This is a genomic window from Flavicella marina, from assembly GCF_009193215.1.
In the GTDB taxonomy this organism is placed as follows: domain Bacteria; phylum Bacteroidota; class Bacteroidia; order Flavobacteriales; family Flavobacteriaceae; genus Flavicella; species Flavicella marina.
The window spans coordinates 144,560-158,983 of sequence record NZ_VYVA01000002.1 but is presented as its reverse complement, the minus strand read 5'-3'; the positions used below and the strand labels follow the sequence as shown (position 1 = coordinate 158,983).

Below are 14,424 nucleotides of genomic sequence, written 5' to 3'. Positions count from 1 at the left end.
AAATTTGGAGGTGTTTTTATTTAAGGGGTAGGATGTGTTTTTTATTCGTTGAAATACACTTTTGAAGCACCCAAACCAACAGCTGTCGAGTACAAAGTACTTGATGTATTGACATCGGTAATAAACAACTTACTTAAAGCCTCGAAAGAATACTGTACACCATAAATTTTATCATTATCTACAGACATTCCATACAAATTTTCTGTTGTAATTGCAGCATTTTGAGATAACTCAACTGCAGCTTCATCGATAGCATAAACACCTGAATAACCAATGTGGTAATAAATTTTTCCATTATCAGTGTCTAACAAGTTTGGATGAACACCATCAGCAAATTCTATTGAAATTGACACGGTATTTGTTGACAAATCAATTGTCTGAATAGCACCGATACTTTCCCTAGCCACATACCAATTTTCTTCATTATCTTGCGCCCATGTTTCTTCTCCCTGAGATAAAACCACTAAATTTCCAGCTGAGTTAAATGCCAAATCATCTGGAGCATCCTTTACTTCTATTGTCGAAGTAATATTATTTGTACTCGCATCAATCACAGAAATAAGATTGTTAAAAGCCGTACCATAGCCAGTCCCTCCTCTATTAGAAACATATATCTTATTATTTTTACTTACAATTTGCTCTGGTCCGTTTGATACAGAAATTGAAGAAGTTACTTTGTTTAATTCTAAATCTACAACAGCAACAAATTCATCTGTTATAACATTTGAATCTCCCCAATTTGTTACATATCCTTTTCCATTAGCAAATGCCATATATCTTGGATTTTCTAATCCTTCTGTGATAATCGCTTTTTTCTTAAAAGTATAACGATCCATTACGACAATCGTATTCACATCATTCAAAACCACATAGGCATTTTCCCCATTGAAAGCTATTGATTGGATCAATCCTCCCAATTTTGCTCCATTTACTCCATCGTACACAAAGTTAGATGCAACACTATAATCACTAGAAACAAATGATATTGACCCATCTTTTGCTTGCCAAGCCCCTTCAGCACTCACAATAATTCCGTTTTCAAATCGATCTAAAATCTCTTTCAATTCATCCGAATCGTTTTCATTACATGAGATTAAAACTAAACTCATTAAGCATAGTTTAAAAATTACTTTAATTGTTTTCATTTTTATTTAATTAAAATTTATAGTTGATATTTATTGTATTATTTCTTCCAGGCATGGGTCTAAGATTTGTGAAATAATAGACTTCATTCATAATATTATTTACTTTCCCTCCTAAGATTAATTCATGATCTTTGTTTTGTAGCAATGCATAATCAACTCCTAGATTCATCACTCTCACAGGGGCTAATGAATAAAATTCTAAAGCCAATTCATTCGTAAAAACTTCGCTTTGATACAAGTCTTGGAAATATAGTTTTACACGATCGTACCCATATTCTATATTGTAATTTACAAGATGCTTCGGTGCAAAGGGTAATGCTTTTCCATTGTCCAAATTTTCTGATAATGTGAATGTGTAATTACCTGAAAAATGAATTGAATGTTTGCCTAAAATTTTATCATACCCCAGAAAAAACTCCGCGCCTTTGTTGACAACAGTTTTTAAATTCAATGGCGTCCATAAATTAGTATTCCCCGCAGGTTTCCAAATTATTTTATCTTCAATATGAATGTAAAAAGCAGTAGCATTCAAACGGATGTCAAATTTATCAAACTCTAAACCTAACTCACCTTGCTTTGCTTTTTCTGGAATCAACGCATCATTCCCAACTACAGGCCAATACATTTCGTTATACGTAGGTACTCTATAATTAGATGAAAGATTTCCTTTCAACCAAATAGACCTAAAAATTTTTTGTTCTACTGATAAAGATGCTGCAAGCGGCACTTCAAAGTCAGAGTTATTTTCGTTACGAATGCTAATATTTGCTATAAAACTATCTGTAGGTTTGCAGGTAACCATCCCTCCAAAAGAAAGGGCTTCTCTAATTTTCGGATTGATCTGATTTGTATCTCCATTCGTGTTTTCATAGAGCATTAGGTATTTCAAATTCCAAACATTCGAAATTCTATAATCTAAAGAATAATCTATCAAAAAACGTTTTGACCTACCAAAATCATACATTTCAGCATCTTTATTGTTATAATATCTATATTCTTGTGTTAGATATCCGAAGTTTATTTGTTGTGAAAAACCACCGAATTTTGCCGTCCATTTCAATAAATTTCGTTGACTTAAATCTTCATTTCTTTCACTACCGGCAGATGGATTGGGCAATCCGTCAGAAAACAATCGATCTCCGTAATAACCTGTTGTAAAAAAATAGATTTTGTTTACATCAGAAAACTCATATCCAACACTAAAGTCTATCCCATAGTTTTTATATGCCCCATTTTCATTGAACAAAGGGTTTCCGTCTTCGTCTGTATATCTCGTATCGATGTACTCATAGTCATTATCTGAACTGTTATAGGTTCCAGACAGTTTTACCGCCCATTTACCTGTTCCTAAATTTGCTTTGAAAAAATTAGACGAAGTATTAAAACTACCATAAGATGTAAACAACTGGAAGTCTTGATGTTGTTTAAAATCTAGCAGATCGTTTAAATGAACCGTTCCGCCAATAGCTCCTGAACCATAAGTCACACTCCCCCCACCGCTTTTGATAATAATTTGATCTGATGTGTTTGCAGATAAGGCATTAAAGTCTGTTTGTCCACTCCCAACAGAATTGATATTGATTCCGTTCCACAATACAACCGTATTGGTTGCTGAAGTTCCTCTAAATCTTGCAGAGCTCGTACCACCATTACCATAATCTTTAAATGCAATTGGGCTATTGTAACGTAATAACTCTGTAAAATTTGAAGTATTTCTAACTATTTCTGCTTCAGAAATCTCAACAGTTTTTTGCCCTAGAACGGTTTCTGAATGAAATTTTGTAGCAACTATTTCTACTGTTTTTATTTTTTGAATAGAATCAAGAGAGTTTTCTACCACTAATTTTTGCTGTGCAAAAACAGGGTGTACAGATACTACAACCAGAATTAAAATAGTCTTACATATATTCACAATAATTTCCTTTACTCCCGAAAGAATTTATACTATGAATAAGGCAGGTCTCCTGGCTTGCGTCTTGTTGTTACCTTCCCATAAATTTCTTTACAGTGGTATAAGTTTACAACAAGCATCAAAAAAAATGACTAAGCTTACAGTTGCGGGTACAGCCTTCGAATTTAACGAAGTTCCCTTTTAATCTCATTTCTTACCAATTGAAATGAAAACCAAATTCGCTGCAAAAATAGATACAATGTTTGGATAAACAAGTATTTTATCAAGTTTATTCTTGTACTAACAAATCGAAATAATTCGAGAATTTTGATTGAAGATTTGATTCAACAGTGAAATATGCTGGATGAATTATTTTTGCCAAAACCTCAATACCATTCACTAATGTACTTGCCGAAGGTTGGGTGAACATATCAAAATCAGCGATATAGACAGCTTTATTCTTTACTGCTCTCAATTGTTGCCATTCCACCCTGTTTGTTAAAAAAGGCATGTCTTTCAAAGTTGTTTCTGTAGTATACCCGCAAGGTGCAATTATCAACACTTCAGGATCGTACTTTACAATTTTCTCCCATTCAATCACAATACTATCACCTGAAGGATGCGCAAGCAAATCAACACCACCTGCACAACCAATTTGATGAGGAATCCAATGGCCACAATTAAATAAAGGATCAATCCATTCAAGAAGCATAACTGATTTTTGTAACAGTCTATTTTTTCGTTGAACATCAAGAACTTTGGCAACACGTTCTTCAAGATTTTCAAGATGTTTTTTTCCAACTTCTTCTTGCCTCAAAGCCTTAGCAATAGTCAAAACAGAATCAAATACATCTTGCAAAGAGGCTGGATTGATAGGAATCAGTTCAGGTTGTTTTTCCAAATTTGCAACAGCAGCTGCCGTGCACTTTGTATCTATTTGACAAACTTCGCAAACATCTTGGGTAAAAATAATATCTGGTGCAATGCTCGATAGCACAGGTTCATCAACATAATACAAACTTTCACCTGTCTTTTTACTATTTGAAAACAACGTATTTATCTCGTCACTTGTATAATTTTTCCCTTCCATTACACAACGAACCACACGTTGTTTTTCATTCAATGCAACCTTTGGACATTCAAACGTGATTCCATCCAGCATATGCTGCAACCCCATATCATATATCATCTGGGTAATGGCTGGTAAAAAAGAAGCTACTTTCATTATTTATTTTTTATTAATTCCATTGCAATATGCGGAATCTGATCTTCCAAATACTCTTCACCCACAGCAACAAAACCATGAGACTCGTAAAACTGTTGTAAATACAACTGTGCAGATATGTGTATATTTTGTTCGTTAAAATGTTCATCAATACCGGCAATTGAAAAATCAATCAATTGATGCCCGTAACCATAAGAACGAAATTCTTTTGCCACTACTACTCTTCCAATACTTGCCAAATCATAGCAATCTTTACTCTTAAATATTCTAGCGTAAGCTACTAGTTTATCAGAAGAATAGCCCAAAACATGTAACGCTCTTTGATCCTTAAAATCCAAATCTAAATAAATAGATTGTTGCTCAACAACAAAAACCTGAGACCGTAAATTCAATACGGAATACAGTTCTTGAATTGAAAAATCTTCAAACTTTTTTATTTCAAAACGAAGCATCCATTACGATTTTAACTTGTTGCGAAATTAATCGAATTAAATATATTTTTATTGAATTCTACCATTATTCTTAAAATTCTAATAATCTTTGCAACCAAAATTCGTTTCAATGATTTATTATATAACAGGAGGTGAACGCTCTGGAAAGAGCTCATTTGCTCAAAAACTCGCAGAAAAACTATCTGATACTCCCTATTATTTAGCAACTGCAAGAATCTGGGACAATGACTTTCAAAAAAGAGTAGATCGACATGTTTCTGATCGAGATGAACGTTGGACTACTATAGAAGAAGAAAAACAACTCAGTTCTGTGATTCCTAAAAACGGAGTTGTTGTAATTGATTGTGTAACCCTATGGCTCACAAACTATTATGTAGACACCCAATACGATGTTCAAAAATCACTAGAATTAGCAAAAGTTGAAATAGAGAAACTTAAAAAACTTGAAGCTACACTCATTATTATTTCAAACGAAATTGGTATGGGAATTCATGCTGACACCGAAATAGGAAGAAAATTTACTGAATTGCAAGGCTGGACAAACCAACACTTGGCAAAAATTGCCGACAAAGCAACTTTTATGGTATCTGGATTGCCCTTAGAATTAAAAAAATAACCCATGTTTTCGATAGACAAACTAAATAGAAATCTCGAACAAGAGATTCAACATAAAATAAACTTCAAAACAAAACCTATAGGGTCTTTAGGGGTTTTAGAAAAAATTGCGACTCAAATTAGCTTGATTCAAAATACATTAAGTCCTAATATCTCTAAACCTACAATCGTTGTTTTTGCTGGTGATCATGGTATTGTAAAAAATCATCCCGTAAGTCCCTTTCCGCAAGAAGTTACTTCGCAAATGGTAGTAAACTTTTTGAGTGGTGGAGCTGCCATAAATGTGTTCTCTAAGTTGAATGAGATTGATTTAAAAATTGTGGATAGTGGTGTAAATTTCAATTTTCCAAAGAGCAATAATCTCATCGATGCTAAAATTAATTTTGGTACAAAAGATTACACGCAAACATCAGCAATGACTGAAGAAGAATGTGAATTAGCGATCGCTAAAGGTGCTGAAATTGTCACCAAAATTTATTCCACGGGTTGCAATACAATTGGGTTTGGTGAAATGGGTATAGGTAATACTTCAGCAGCATCTTTATTGATGAGTGCATTTACAAAATTACCACTTGAATCATGCACAGGGAAAGGAACAGGTCATTCAGAAGAAGGGCTCCAAAATAAAATTGAAATCTTAAAAAATGTACAATCAAAACACACCGCAACAGATGCAAAGAATATTTTAGCAAATTTTGGTGGTTTTGAAATTGTAATGATTTCTGGTGCAATCTTGCAAGCTGCACAATTAAAAATGACTCTCGTAATTGACGGATTTATTGTTAGCTCTGCTTTATTGGCTGCTCATGCAATCGACAAAAACGTTCTTGATTATTGTATATTCTCACATACATCTGGAGAATTTGGACATAAAAACATGTTGAACTATTTGAAAGCAGAACCACTTTTAAACTTAGGTTTGCGCTTAGGTGAAGGTACCGGTGCAGCCCTTGCAATACCGACAATAAAAGCTGCCGTATCATTTTTAAACGAAATGGCTTCTTTTGCAAGTGCTGGTGTTTCAAAAAAAAACTAATCTATGAAAAAGCAAATTCACATATTCTTAACGGCTTTGATGTTTTTTACAAGAATTCCATGTCCAAAATGGGTAGATCACTCTCCTGAAATCTTAAATAAAAGCACTCGCTATTTTTCTTTAATTGGCATATTGGTTGGATGTATTGCTGCATTTTTTTATTCGATTGCCACTTTATTTTTCAGCAATGAAATCGCAATTTTACTTAGCATGGTTGCTTCTGTTTGGACTACCGGTGCTTTTCATGAAGATGGTTTTGCAGATGTTTGTGATGGCTTTGGAGGTGGTTGGACCAAAGAAAAAATTCTACTCATCATGAAAGATTCACGTTTGGGAACCTATGGTACTGTAGGAATTTTATTTCTATTGTCAACGAAGTTTCTAGCATTGAAAGAATTACCACAAGAATTTATAGTATTGATCTTGATATCAGGCCATAGCATCAGTAGATTTACAGCTACCGCTTTAATTTTCACATTACCTTATGTTAGAGATACCGATGATAGTAAAGCGAAACCAGCTGCAGATAGAATGACTTTAAATTCATTTATGACTAGCGCATTTTTTGGGGTATTACCTCTTGTCTTTTTTAAAAACCCAAAAATTTTCTTTGTTCTGATTCCATTAGTCATCACCAAATGGTGGCTCGCTCGATTTTTTAAAAAATGGATCGGTGGTCAAACCGGAGACTGTGCTGGTGCATTGCAACAACTCTCAGAAGTAGTATTTTATTTAAGCCTTGTTGGATTATGGAAATATATTTGGTAAGACATACCACCCCGGATATTGAAAAAGGAATTTGCTACGGTCAAAGTGACTTAGATCTTGCCGATACTTTTGAAGAAGAATCGAAGGAAATTTTGGAAAAAATACCTTTTGACCAAAACACAAAAATAATTTCTAGTCCGTTGAAGCGTTGTACCGAATTGGCGAAAAAATTCAATAGCAACTACACGACCGACGAAAGATTGCTTGAACTCGATTTTGGAGATTGGGAACTAAAAAACTGGAATGCGATTCCAAAAGATGAAATCACTCCATGGATGGAAGACTTCGTCAATGTTAAAGTACCCAATGGAGAATCGTATATTGATCTAGCAAATCGGGTTGATACGTTTTACAAAGAAATTATAAAACTAAAAACATCATGTATCGTTGTTGTGTGTCATGGTGGTGTTATCAGAAGTCTTCTTGCGAAGTTAACCAACATTGAACTAAAGGATTCCTTTGGTATAAAAATCAATTATTGCCAAGTGAGTCATTTAAATATATCAACGAATACATCCATTAAAATTGCACTATAGTCATGAAAAAAACACTTCTAGTCTTAAGCATCTCATTCGTATTATTTTCTTGCGATACTCCAAATAAAAAAGAAATCACTCCTCAAAAAAATAAGGAATTAAAATATGCAAAAGGTTTCACTATTGGCACTATAGATGGGTTAAAAAAAATTAGCATTAGTAATGCCTACAAAAATGCTGATAAAAGCTTTGAGTATTTACTAGTTCCAAAAAACAGACAAATTCCCAAACACAACAAAGACGTCCAAATAATAAGAACACCCATAGAAAAGATCGTAGTTACTTCTACTTCGCATATCCCCCTGTTAGAACTACTCAATAAAGAAAATACTTTGGTAGGTTTTCCAAACACCAACTTTGTTTCTTCTTTAAAAACGAGAAAACTTATTGACTCAAAACAAGTGAAAGAAATCGGAAAAGAAGAACATATCAACACCGAAATGTTATTAGCCATTGAGCCAGAATTGGTTATGAGTTTTGCTGTCGACAAACCAAATAAATCATTTGCCACCGTTCAGAAAATGGGAATTCCGGTACTATTAAATGGCGATTGGCTCGAAGAATCTCCATTGGGTCGAGCAGAATGGATACATGTTTTTGGCGCTCTTTTTAACGAAGAAAAAAAAGCGGACAGTATTTTTAAACATATTGAAACCGAATACAACAACGCCAAGCAAATAGCATTAAAAGTGAATAAAAAGCCTACAGTACTTTCAGGCTCTATTTTTCAAGATGTATGGTATTTACCTGCTGGTGAAAGTTTTATTGCCCAATACTTTGAAGATGCTCAAACAGAATATTTATGGAGAGACACCAAAGGAACAGGTAGTTTGTCTTTGAATTTTGAAAGTGTCTATAGCAAAGGACAACGAGCTGATATTTGGATTGGTTGTAGCATGAATGAAACAAAATATCAATTGTTAAATGCCAACCAACACTACGCTCAGTTCGAAGCCTTCAAAAACAACGAAGTATATACTTTTTCAAAATATAAAGGAGCTACAGGTGGTATGTTTTATTTTGAATTGGGTCCTATTCGACCGGATATTATTTTAAAAGACATCATTAAAATAGCGCATCCAGAATTGCTACCAAATTACACCCCTCTATTCTTTTCAAAATTAGATTAAGGATAGCTCTAATTTAACAAAACTTCAACGTTAGGCTTATAAGTAGTACCTTGTAGATCAATCGAGAATAGTTATATTTGCAGCTCTAAAAAAAACATAATACAATGAACAACGGATTATACGCTAAATTCAACACAAGCAAAGGAGCTATTTTGGTGAATTTAACACACGACAAAACTCCTGGAACGGTTGGTAACTTTGTTGCTTTGGCTGAAGGAAATTTAGAAAACAACGCTAAACCACAAGGAACCCCTTACTACGATGGATTAAAATTCCATAGAGTTATTGCTGATTTCATGATTCAAGGTGGATGTCCTCTTGGAACAGGAACAGGTAGTCCTGGATATAGCTTTGAAGACGAATTTCACCCAGAATTAAAACACGACAAACCTGGAGTATTGTCTATGGCTAACTCAGGTCCGGCTTCTAACGGAAGTCAATTTTTCATCACTCATGTAGAAACACCTTGGTTAGATAACAAACATACTGTTTTCGGACATGTAATTGAAGGACAAGATATTGTTGACGTAATTGCTCAAGACGACTTAATCGATACTTTAGAAATTATACGTGTAGGAGAAGAAGCAGAAAACTTTAATGCAGTTGAAGCTTTTAGAAAGTTTGAAGGAGCTAGAGAAGAAAGAATTGCCAAAGCAAAAGCAGAACAAAAAGCAAAATTAGACGAGGTTTCTGCAGGGTACGACGAAACAGCATCTGGTTTACGCTACAAAATATTAGAGAATGGTAACGGAAAACAGGCTACTAAAGGAGCTGGAGTATCTGTACATTACAAGGGACAATTGTTAGATGGAACAGTTTTCGATTCTTCTTATAAGCGCAAACAACCTATCGATTTTAACGTCGGTGTAGGGCAAGTAATCAAAGGATGGGATGAAGGAATTCAATTATTAAAAGTTGGAGATAAAGCAAGGTTGGTAATCCCTTCTGACTTAGCATATGGAGCTGCTGGTGCTGGTGGAGTAATTCCTCCAAACGCAATTCTAATTTTTGATGTTGAATTGGTTGCAGTAAAATAAACGTAACAAAAAACAATAAAAATCCCTTCTAAATTGTAGAAGGGATTTTATGATTATACGAGTTTTATCATAGCAGAAAAAATAATTTTCAGACAGTTTCCTCTGCCACAATCAGTTATAAAACTGAATTCGAAAAACCACAAAAAACAGTGTTTTTTTCTTGCAAAAATGTAGAAACGTAGTATATTTGCAGAGCAATACCAAACGCGAAAGTAGCTCAGTTGGTAGAGCGTCAGCCTTCCAAGCTGAATGTCGCCGGTTCGAACCCGGTCTTTCGCTCAAAAGCCTCCTTAAAAAGGAGGCTTTTATATTTTATTACGGATATAATTTCAAAAGACACTGTCTTTTATCTCTATTTAATTACTATGTTTTTGTAAGTTTTTTTAGCAATAATCTGTTTCCAATCTCCGTCTACCTCATTGATGTTTAATTTCATGATATAGTCGTCTCCAGGCTTGAAATTCTTTTTACATTTTACCGTAATTTTAATTTTTTTATGTCCTTTCTTCACCACCATTTTTTTATTTCCGATCCATTCTTTCCCTTTTTTAAGTTCAATATAAATCTGTCTTTCTTGGTTGGCTGTATATTCAACTTCAAAAGTTACTAATTTTCCTTCTGACTTGTAAGAATCTTCTTCAATTAGTGCTACAGCTTCAACCTTGTCTTTTGACTCAATTGGAGCGTTATCCCAAGAGCTCAATCCAACAGTAAGGGTTAATAATAAAAATGACAGTTTTAATTTGTTTTGAATTGCTTTCATAAATAAATAATTAATTGTTATTAGTTGTTTCAAAAGTAACGAGTCAAAAAAAGAACAATGAATACATATGTATAGAAAACTATCACATTTGTTCATAGTTATTAAGAATTGCACTATATAACTCTAAAAGAAAACAAAAGACCCTAAAACAAAAAAAAGTCTGCAATAAATTGCAGACTTTTTTGTGACCGGGCTGGGGCTCGAACCCAGGACCCTCTCCTTAAAAGGGAGATGCTCTACCAACTGAGCTACCAGGTCATTGCTAAAACAAGAAAATATTGTGGTGAGAGTAGGATTCGAACCTACGAAGCTTGCGCAGCAGATTTACAGTCTGCCCTCGTTGGCCACTTGAGTATCTCACCAATATTTCAATAAAAAGGACATTTAGTTTGCACTAAATTTAGTGACCGGGCTGGGGCTCGAACCCAGGACCCTCTCCTTAAAAGGGAGATGCTCTACCAACTGAGCTACCAGGTCATATTTCCTTTGTTTTAGCGGGTGCAAATATAGAACCTTATTCCAATAAAACAAACATTTTTTTTATTTTATTTCGTCTAAATATGCCTGTCTAACTTTCTTAAATAAGTTAGAACTATAGACAAAATCTACAACCGATTCATTATCAGTTTTAAAGATATCTTTACTCGTCCCTTCCCATGCTTTTAAACCATTTTTTAAAAAAATAATTTTTTCTCCAATTTCCATAACTGAGTTCATATCATGGGTATTTATAACTGTTGTAATTTGAAATTCGGCAGTGATTTCTTGTATCAAATTATCAATTACAATTGCTGTTTTTGGATCTAACCCTGAATTTGGTTCATCACAAAACAAATATTTTGGATTCATCACAATTGCACGTGCAATGGCAACACGTTTTTGCATCCCTCCAGATAGCTCTGCCGGGAATTTTTTATTTGCATCCACAAGGTTTACTCTTTTTAACACAGTATTTACCCTATCTAGCATATCAGACTTCACACTATTGGTAAACATCTTCATTGGGAACATTACATTTTCTTCAACAGTAAGAGAATCAAACAATGCACTCCCTTGAAAAACCATACCTATATCTTGACGTAATTGTCGTTTCTCTTCGACATTCAAATCTTTATTGATCTTACCATCGAAAATGATACTTCCATCATCTGGCACATGAAGGCCCAATAAACTCTTTAAAAATACAGTTTTACCCGAGCCACTTTGCCCAATTATCAAACTTGTCTTACCACGTTCAAACTTGGCATCAATCCCTTTTAAAATTTGTGTCCCTCCAAATCCTTTTTGCAATCCCTTTACTTCTATCATCTATCCTAAAAGCATTTGAGTTAAAAAATAATTCATCAAAATAATAACTACACTTGTCCAAACTACAGCTTGAGTACTTGCTCTACCAACTTCTAATGCTCCACCTTTCACATAGTATCCATGATACGATGGTATAGTTGCTATCAAAAAAGCAAAAACCACAGACTTAACCAACGCATATTGTATCAAGTAAGGATCAAACTCTAATTGAATTCCTTCAATATAATCATGAGAATGAAATAATCCTGTCAAAACTCCGGCAACCCATCCTCCAAAAATTCCGAGAAACATAGCAATAATGACAATCAATGGATAAAAAAACACCGCAGCGATTACTTTTGGAAGCACTAAATAATTCAAAGAATTTATCCCCATCACTTCTAGGGCATCTATTTGTTCCGTCACTCGCATCGTTCCAATACTAGAAGTAATGAATGACCCTACTTTTCCTGCCAATATAATAGAAGCAAAAGTTGGAGCGAACTCTAATATCATCGATCTTTTTGTCGCAAAACCAATGAGGTATTTCGGAATCAAAGGGCTATCGACATTTAATGCGGTTTGAATTGCTACCACACCACCTACGAAAAATGCTATAAAGGCTACTATTCCAAGTGATTTAAGTCCTAAATCTTCTATTTCTCGAAAAATAGCTTCCCAAAAAACATTTCTTTTTTGAGGTTTTTTAAAAACTTGCTTCAGCATTAAAAAATACTTTCCGACATGTTCTATATAATTCATCTATCTGTTTTTTGCTAAAGTATTAAATTATCAGAAAATATTGAGCTCTACAATCTTTTTTATCAGCGAATGACAAACAGATATCGATATTCGTGTCAAAAAAAATACTAAGTTTGGTATCATAAATTTTACCACATGAAAAAAGCCGTCTCATTCATCATTTTCCTATTCTTTCTACCGAACTTAAATCTACTTTATTCTCAAGAAAAACCAAAACTGGTCGTAGGTATCGTCGTTGATCAGATGCGCTATGATTACCTCTATAGATTTTCTGAAAAGTATGGAGAAAATGGGTTTAAACGATTGTTAAATGACGGATTTCATGCAGAAAACACACATTATAATTACATTCCTACTTATACAGCAGTTGGGCATAGTTCAATATACACCGGTACCACACCTCAAAACCATGGAATCATCGGTAATAATTGGTACGACAAATTTTTAAAGAAGAATATCTATTGTGTCGATGATGCAAACTATACTACTGTTGGAAGTAATTCAAATGCAGGTAACAAATCTCCATATAGATTGCAGACTACAACCATTACAGATCAACTGAGACTTGCTCAAAACTTACATTCAAAAACAATTAGTGTTGCCATAAAAGATCGATCTGCAATTCTACCTGGTGGGCATACGGCAAATGCAGCTTATTGGTTTGAAGGTGGAAAAGATGGAAAATGGATCACTAGTAATTTTTACAGAGATACGTTACCGAATTGGGTACTAGCATTTAACAACTTAAAAAAAGCAGATGCTTATTTAAAGGAAGAATGGAATACCTATGCGCCAATAGAAACTTACACAGAAAGCATAGACGATAACAATCCATATGAAGGAGTTTTCAGAGGTGAAAAAACTCCGACATTTCCTCACAACATTCCAGTTTTAAAAGAAAAAAACGGACATACGAACCTAATAAAAAGTATCCCCGCTGGAAATTCTTTAACTACAGATTTCTCTTTAGCTGCAATTCAAGGTGAAAATTTAGGTCAAACCAAAAATCAAACAGACTTTTTAGCTATCAGCTATTCAAGTACAGATTATGTAGGACATCGATATGGTGTAGATTCTAAAGAAATCGAAGACACCTATATTCGAATGGACTTAGAAATTGAGCGTTTGTTAAACTATTTAGACAAACATATAGGTAAAAATAATTACACTTTGTTTTTAACGGCAGATCATGCTGTAGCACAAACACCTAATTATTTAAATTCTCTGAAAATTCCAGGAGGTTATTTTGATCTTGCCGAATTCAAAAACTTCGTTCAAACTTTATCAAAAGAAAAATACAACTCAGAAAACATCGTAGAAAACATTTCTAACTTCCAATTGTTTTTTAATAAAGAAACTTTAAAAAAACTCAATTTAGATCAGACTGCTGTGGAAGATTTTTTTGCCGAAGAATTATTATTCTTCGAAAATGTAAACAAAACAATAACATCACATACTTTAAACACTTCTGAATTTTCAAATGGTATATACAGCTTAGTGCAACAAGGTCACAATCAAAAACTTTCAGGAAATGTATATATTATACCCAACCATTCTGTGATTGGTAGCGGTCATAAAAAAACCGGTACTACACACGGAAGTGGATATAGCTACGACACTCATGTACCTCTATTGTTCTTTGGAAAAGGAATCAAAAAAGGGACTTCAAAAAAATATTATCCAATCATAGACATTGCGCCTACGCTTGCCAATCTGTTACAAATTGAATTTCCGAACGGAACAACAGGAAAAGTTATTGAAGAAGCATTAAACTAAG

Annotated in this window: 14 protein-coding genes, 4 tRNA genes and 1 riboswitch; of the genes, 8 read left to right on the top strand and 10 right to left on the bottom strand. The window is 34.0% G+C overall.

Features of this window, described 5'->3' with window-relative positions; all coding sequences use genetic code 11:
- Positions 1-41 precede the first annotated feature (41 nt).
- The 4 genes from F6P99_RS05520 to F6P99_RS05505 all read right to left on the bottom strand — a co-directional run bounded on the left by F6P99_RS05520 (position 42) and on the right by F6P99_RS05505 (position 4,713).
- A complete protein-coding gene (locus tag F6P99_RS05520) occupies positions 42-1,109 on the bottom strand; it encodes a YncE family protein (RefSeq protein WP_152286463.1) in 1,068 nt (355 codons plus the stop codon).
- A 46-nt stretch (positions 1,110-1,155) separates the two neighbouring features.
- Positions 1,156-3,057 (bottom strand): TonB-dependent receptor plug domain-containing protein, encoded by a 1,902-nt coding sequence (locus F6P99_RS05515; protein ID WP_152286462.1) that lies wholly within the window; start codon positions 3,055-3,057, stop codon positions 1,156-1,158.
- 25 nt (positions 3,058-3,082) lie between these two features.
- Positions 3,083-3,289, bottom strand: a riboswitch (cobalamin riboswitch).
- A 36-nt stretch (positions 3,290-3,325) separates the two neighbouring features.
- On the bottom strand, positions 3,326-4,261 hold the full coding sequence (locus F6P99_RS05510) for an ABC transporter substrate-binding protein (RefSeq protein WP_152286461.1): 936 nt from the start codon (positions 4,259-4,261) through the stop codon (positions 3,326-3,328).
- Positions 4,261-4,713 carry a GNAT family N-acetyltransferase gene (locus F6P99_RS05505; protein ID WP_152286460.1) on the bottom strand — a complete coding sequence of 151 codons (453 nt, stop codon included), beginning with the start codon at positions 4,711-4,713 and terminating at the stop codon, positions 4,261-4,263. The genes F6P99_RS05510 and F6P99_RS05505 overlap by 1 nt, the downstream gene beginning before the upstream one ends.
- 109 nt (positions 4,714-4,822) lie before the next feature.
- On the opposite strand from F6P99_RS05505, the gene F6P99_RS05500 reads away from it, so the two are divergent.
- From F6P99_RS05500 to F6P99_RS05470, 7 genes are all read left to right on the top strand, one after another.
- Positions 4,823-5,329, top strand: coding sequence for a bifunctional adenosylcobinamide kinase/adenosylcobinamide-phosphate guanylyltransferase (locus F6P99_RS05500; protein ID WP_152286459.1), 507 nt, complete (start codon positions 4,823-4,825; stop codon positions 5,327-5,329).
- 3 nt (positions 5,330-5,332) lie between these two features.
- Positions 5,333-6,364 carry a nicotinate-nucleotide--dimethylbenzimidazole phosphoribosyltransferase gene (gene cobT / locus F6P99_RS05495; RefSeq protein WP_152286458.1) on the top strand — a complete coding sequence of 344 codons (1,032 nt, stop codon included), beginning with the start codon at positions 5,333-5,335 and terminating at the stop codon, positions 6,362-6,364.
- Between the two features lie 3 nt (positions 6,365-6,367).
- Positions 6,368-7,132: an adenosylcobinamide-GDP ribazoletransferase gene (locus tag F6P99_RS05490; protein ID WP_152286457.1), complete on the top strand. Its 765-nt coding sequence runs from the start codon at positions 6,368-6,370 to the stop codon at positions 7,130-7,132.
- Positions 7,114-7,668 (top strand): alpha-ribazole phosphatase, encoded by a 555-nt coding sequence (cobC, locus tag F6P99_RS05485; RefSeq protein WP_152286456.1) that lies wholly within the window; start codon positions 7,114-7,116, stop codon positions 7,666-7,668. The genes F6P99_RS05490 and cobC overlap by 19 nt, the downstream gene beginning before the upstream one ends.
- 2 nt (positions 7,669-7,670) lie before the next feature.
- A complete protein-coding gene (locus F6P99_RS05480) occupies positions 7,671-8,798 on the top strand; it encodes an ABC transporter substrate-binding protein (RefSeq protein ID WP_152286455.1) in 1,128 nt (375 codons plus the stop codon).
- Positions 8,799-8,902: 104 nt separating this feature from the next.
- Positions 8,903-9,835 carry a peptidylprolyl isomerase gene (locus F6P99_RS05475; RefSeq protein WP_152286454.1) on the top strand — a complete coding sequence of 311 codons (933 nt, stop codon included), beginning with the start codon at positions 8,903-8,905 and terminating at the stop codon, positions 9,833-9,835.
- Between the two features lie 206 nt (positions 9,836-10,041).
- Positions 10,042-10,114: transfer RNA gene (locus F6P99_RS05470), tRNA-Gly, on the top strand.
- A 73-nt stretch (positions 10,115-10,187) separates the two neighbouring features.
- Here the strand turns inward: F6P99_RS05470 and F6P99_RS05465 are convergent.
- From F6P99_RS05465 to F6P99_RS05440, 6 genes are all read right to left on the bottom strand, one after another.
- Complete coding sequence (locus F6P99_RS05465) at positions 10,188-10,598, bottom strand: hypothetical protein (RefSeq protein ID WP_152286453.1); 411 nt, start codon at positions 10,596-10,598, stop codon at positions 10,188-10,190.
- 185 nt (positions 10,599-10,783) lie between these two features.
- Positions 10,784-10,856: transfer RNA gene (locus F6P99_RS05460), tRNA-Lys, on the bottom strand.
- A 23-nt stretch (positions 10,857-10,879) separates the two neighbouring features.
- A tRNA-Tyr gene (locus F6P99_RS05455) sits at positions 10,880-10,960 on the bottom strand.
- 42 nt (positions 10,961-11,002) lie between these two features.
- Positions 11,003-11,075 (bottom strand) — tRNA-Lys (locus F6P99_RS05450).
- A gap of 63 nt (positions 11,076-11,138) precedes the next feature.
- A complete protein-coding gene (locus F6P99_RS05445) occupies positions 11,139-11,906 on the bottom strand; it encodes an ABC transporter ATP-binding protein (protein ID WP_152286452.1) in 768 nt (255 codons plus the stop codon).
- On the bottom strand, positions 11,907-12,647 hold the full coding sequence (locus tag F6P99_RS05440) for an MlaE family ABC transporter permease (protein WP_152286451.1): 741 nt from the start codon (positions 12,645-12,647) through the stop codon (positions 11,907-11,909). It lies immediately after the preceding gene.
- 135 nt (positions 12,648-12,782) lie between these two features.
- On the opposite strand from F6P99_RS05440, the gene pafA reads away from it, so the two are divergent.
- On the top strand, positions 12,783-14,423 hold the full coding sequence (gene pafA / locus F6P99_RS05435) for an alkaline phosphatase PafA (protein WP_152286450.1): 1,641 nt from the start codon (positions 12,783-12,785) through the stop codon (positions 14,421-14,423).
- Position 14,424: the final 1 nt, after the last annotated feature.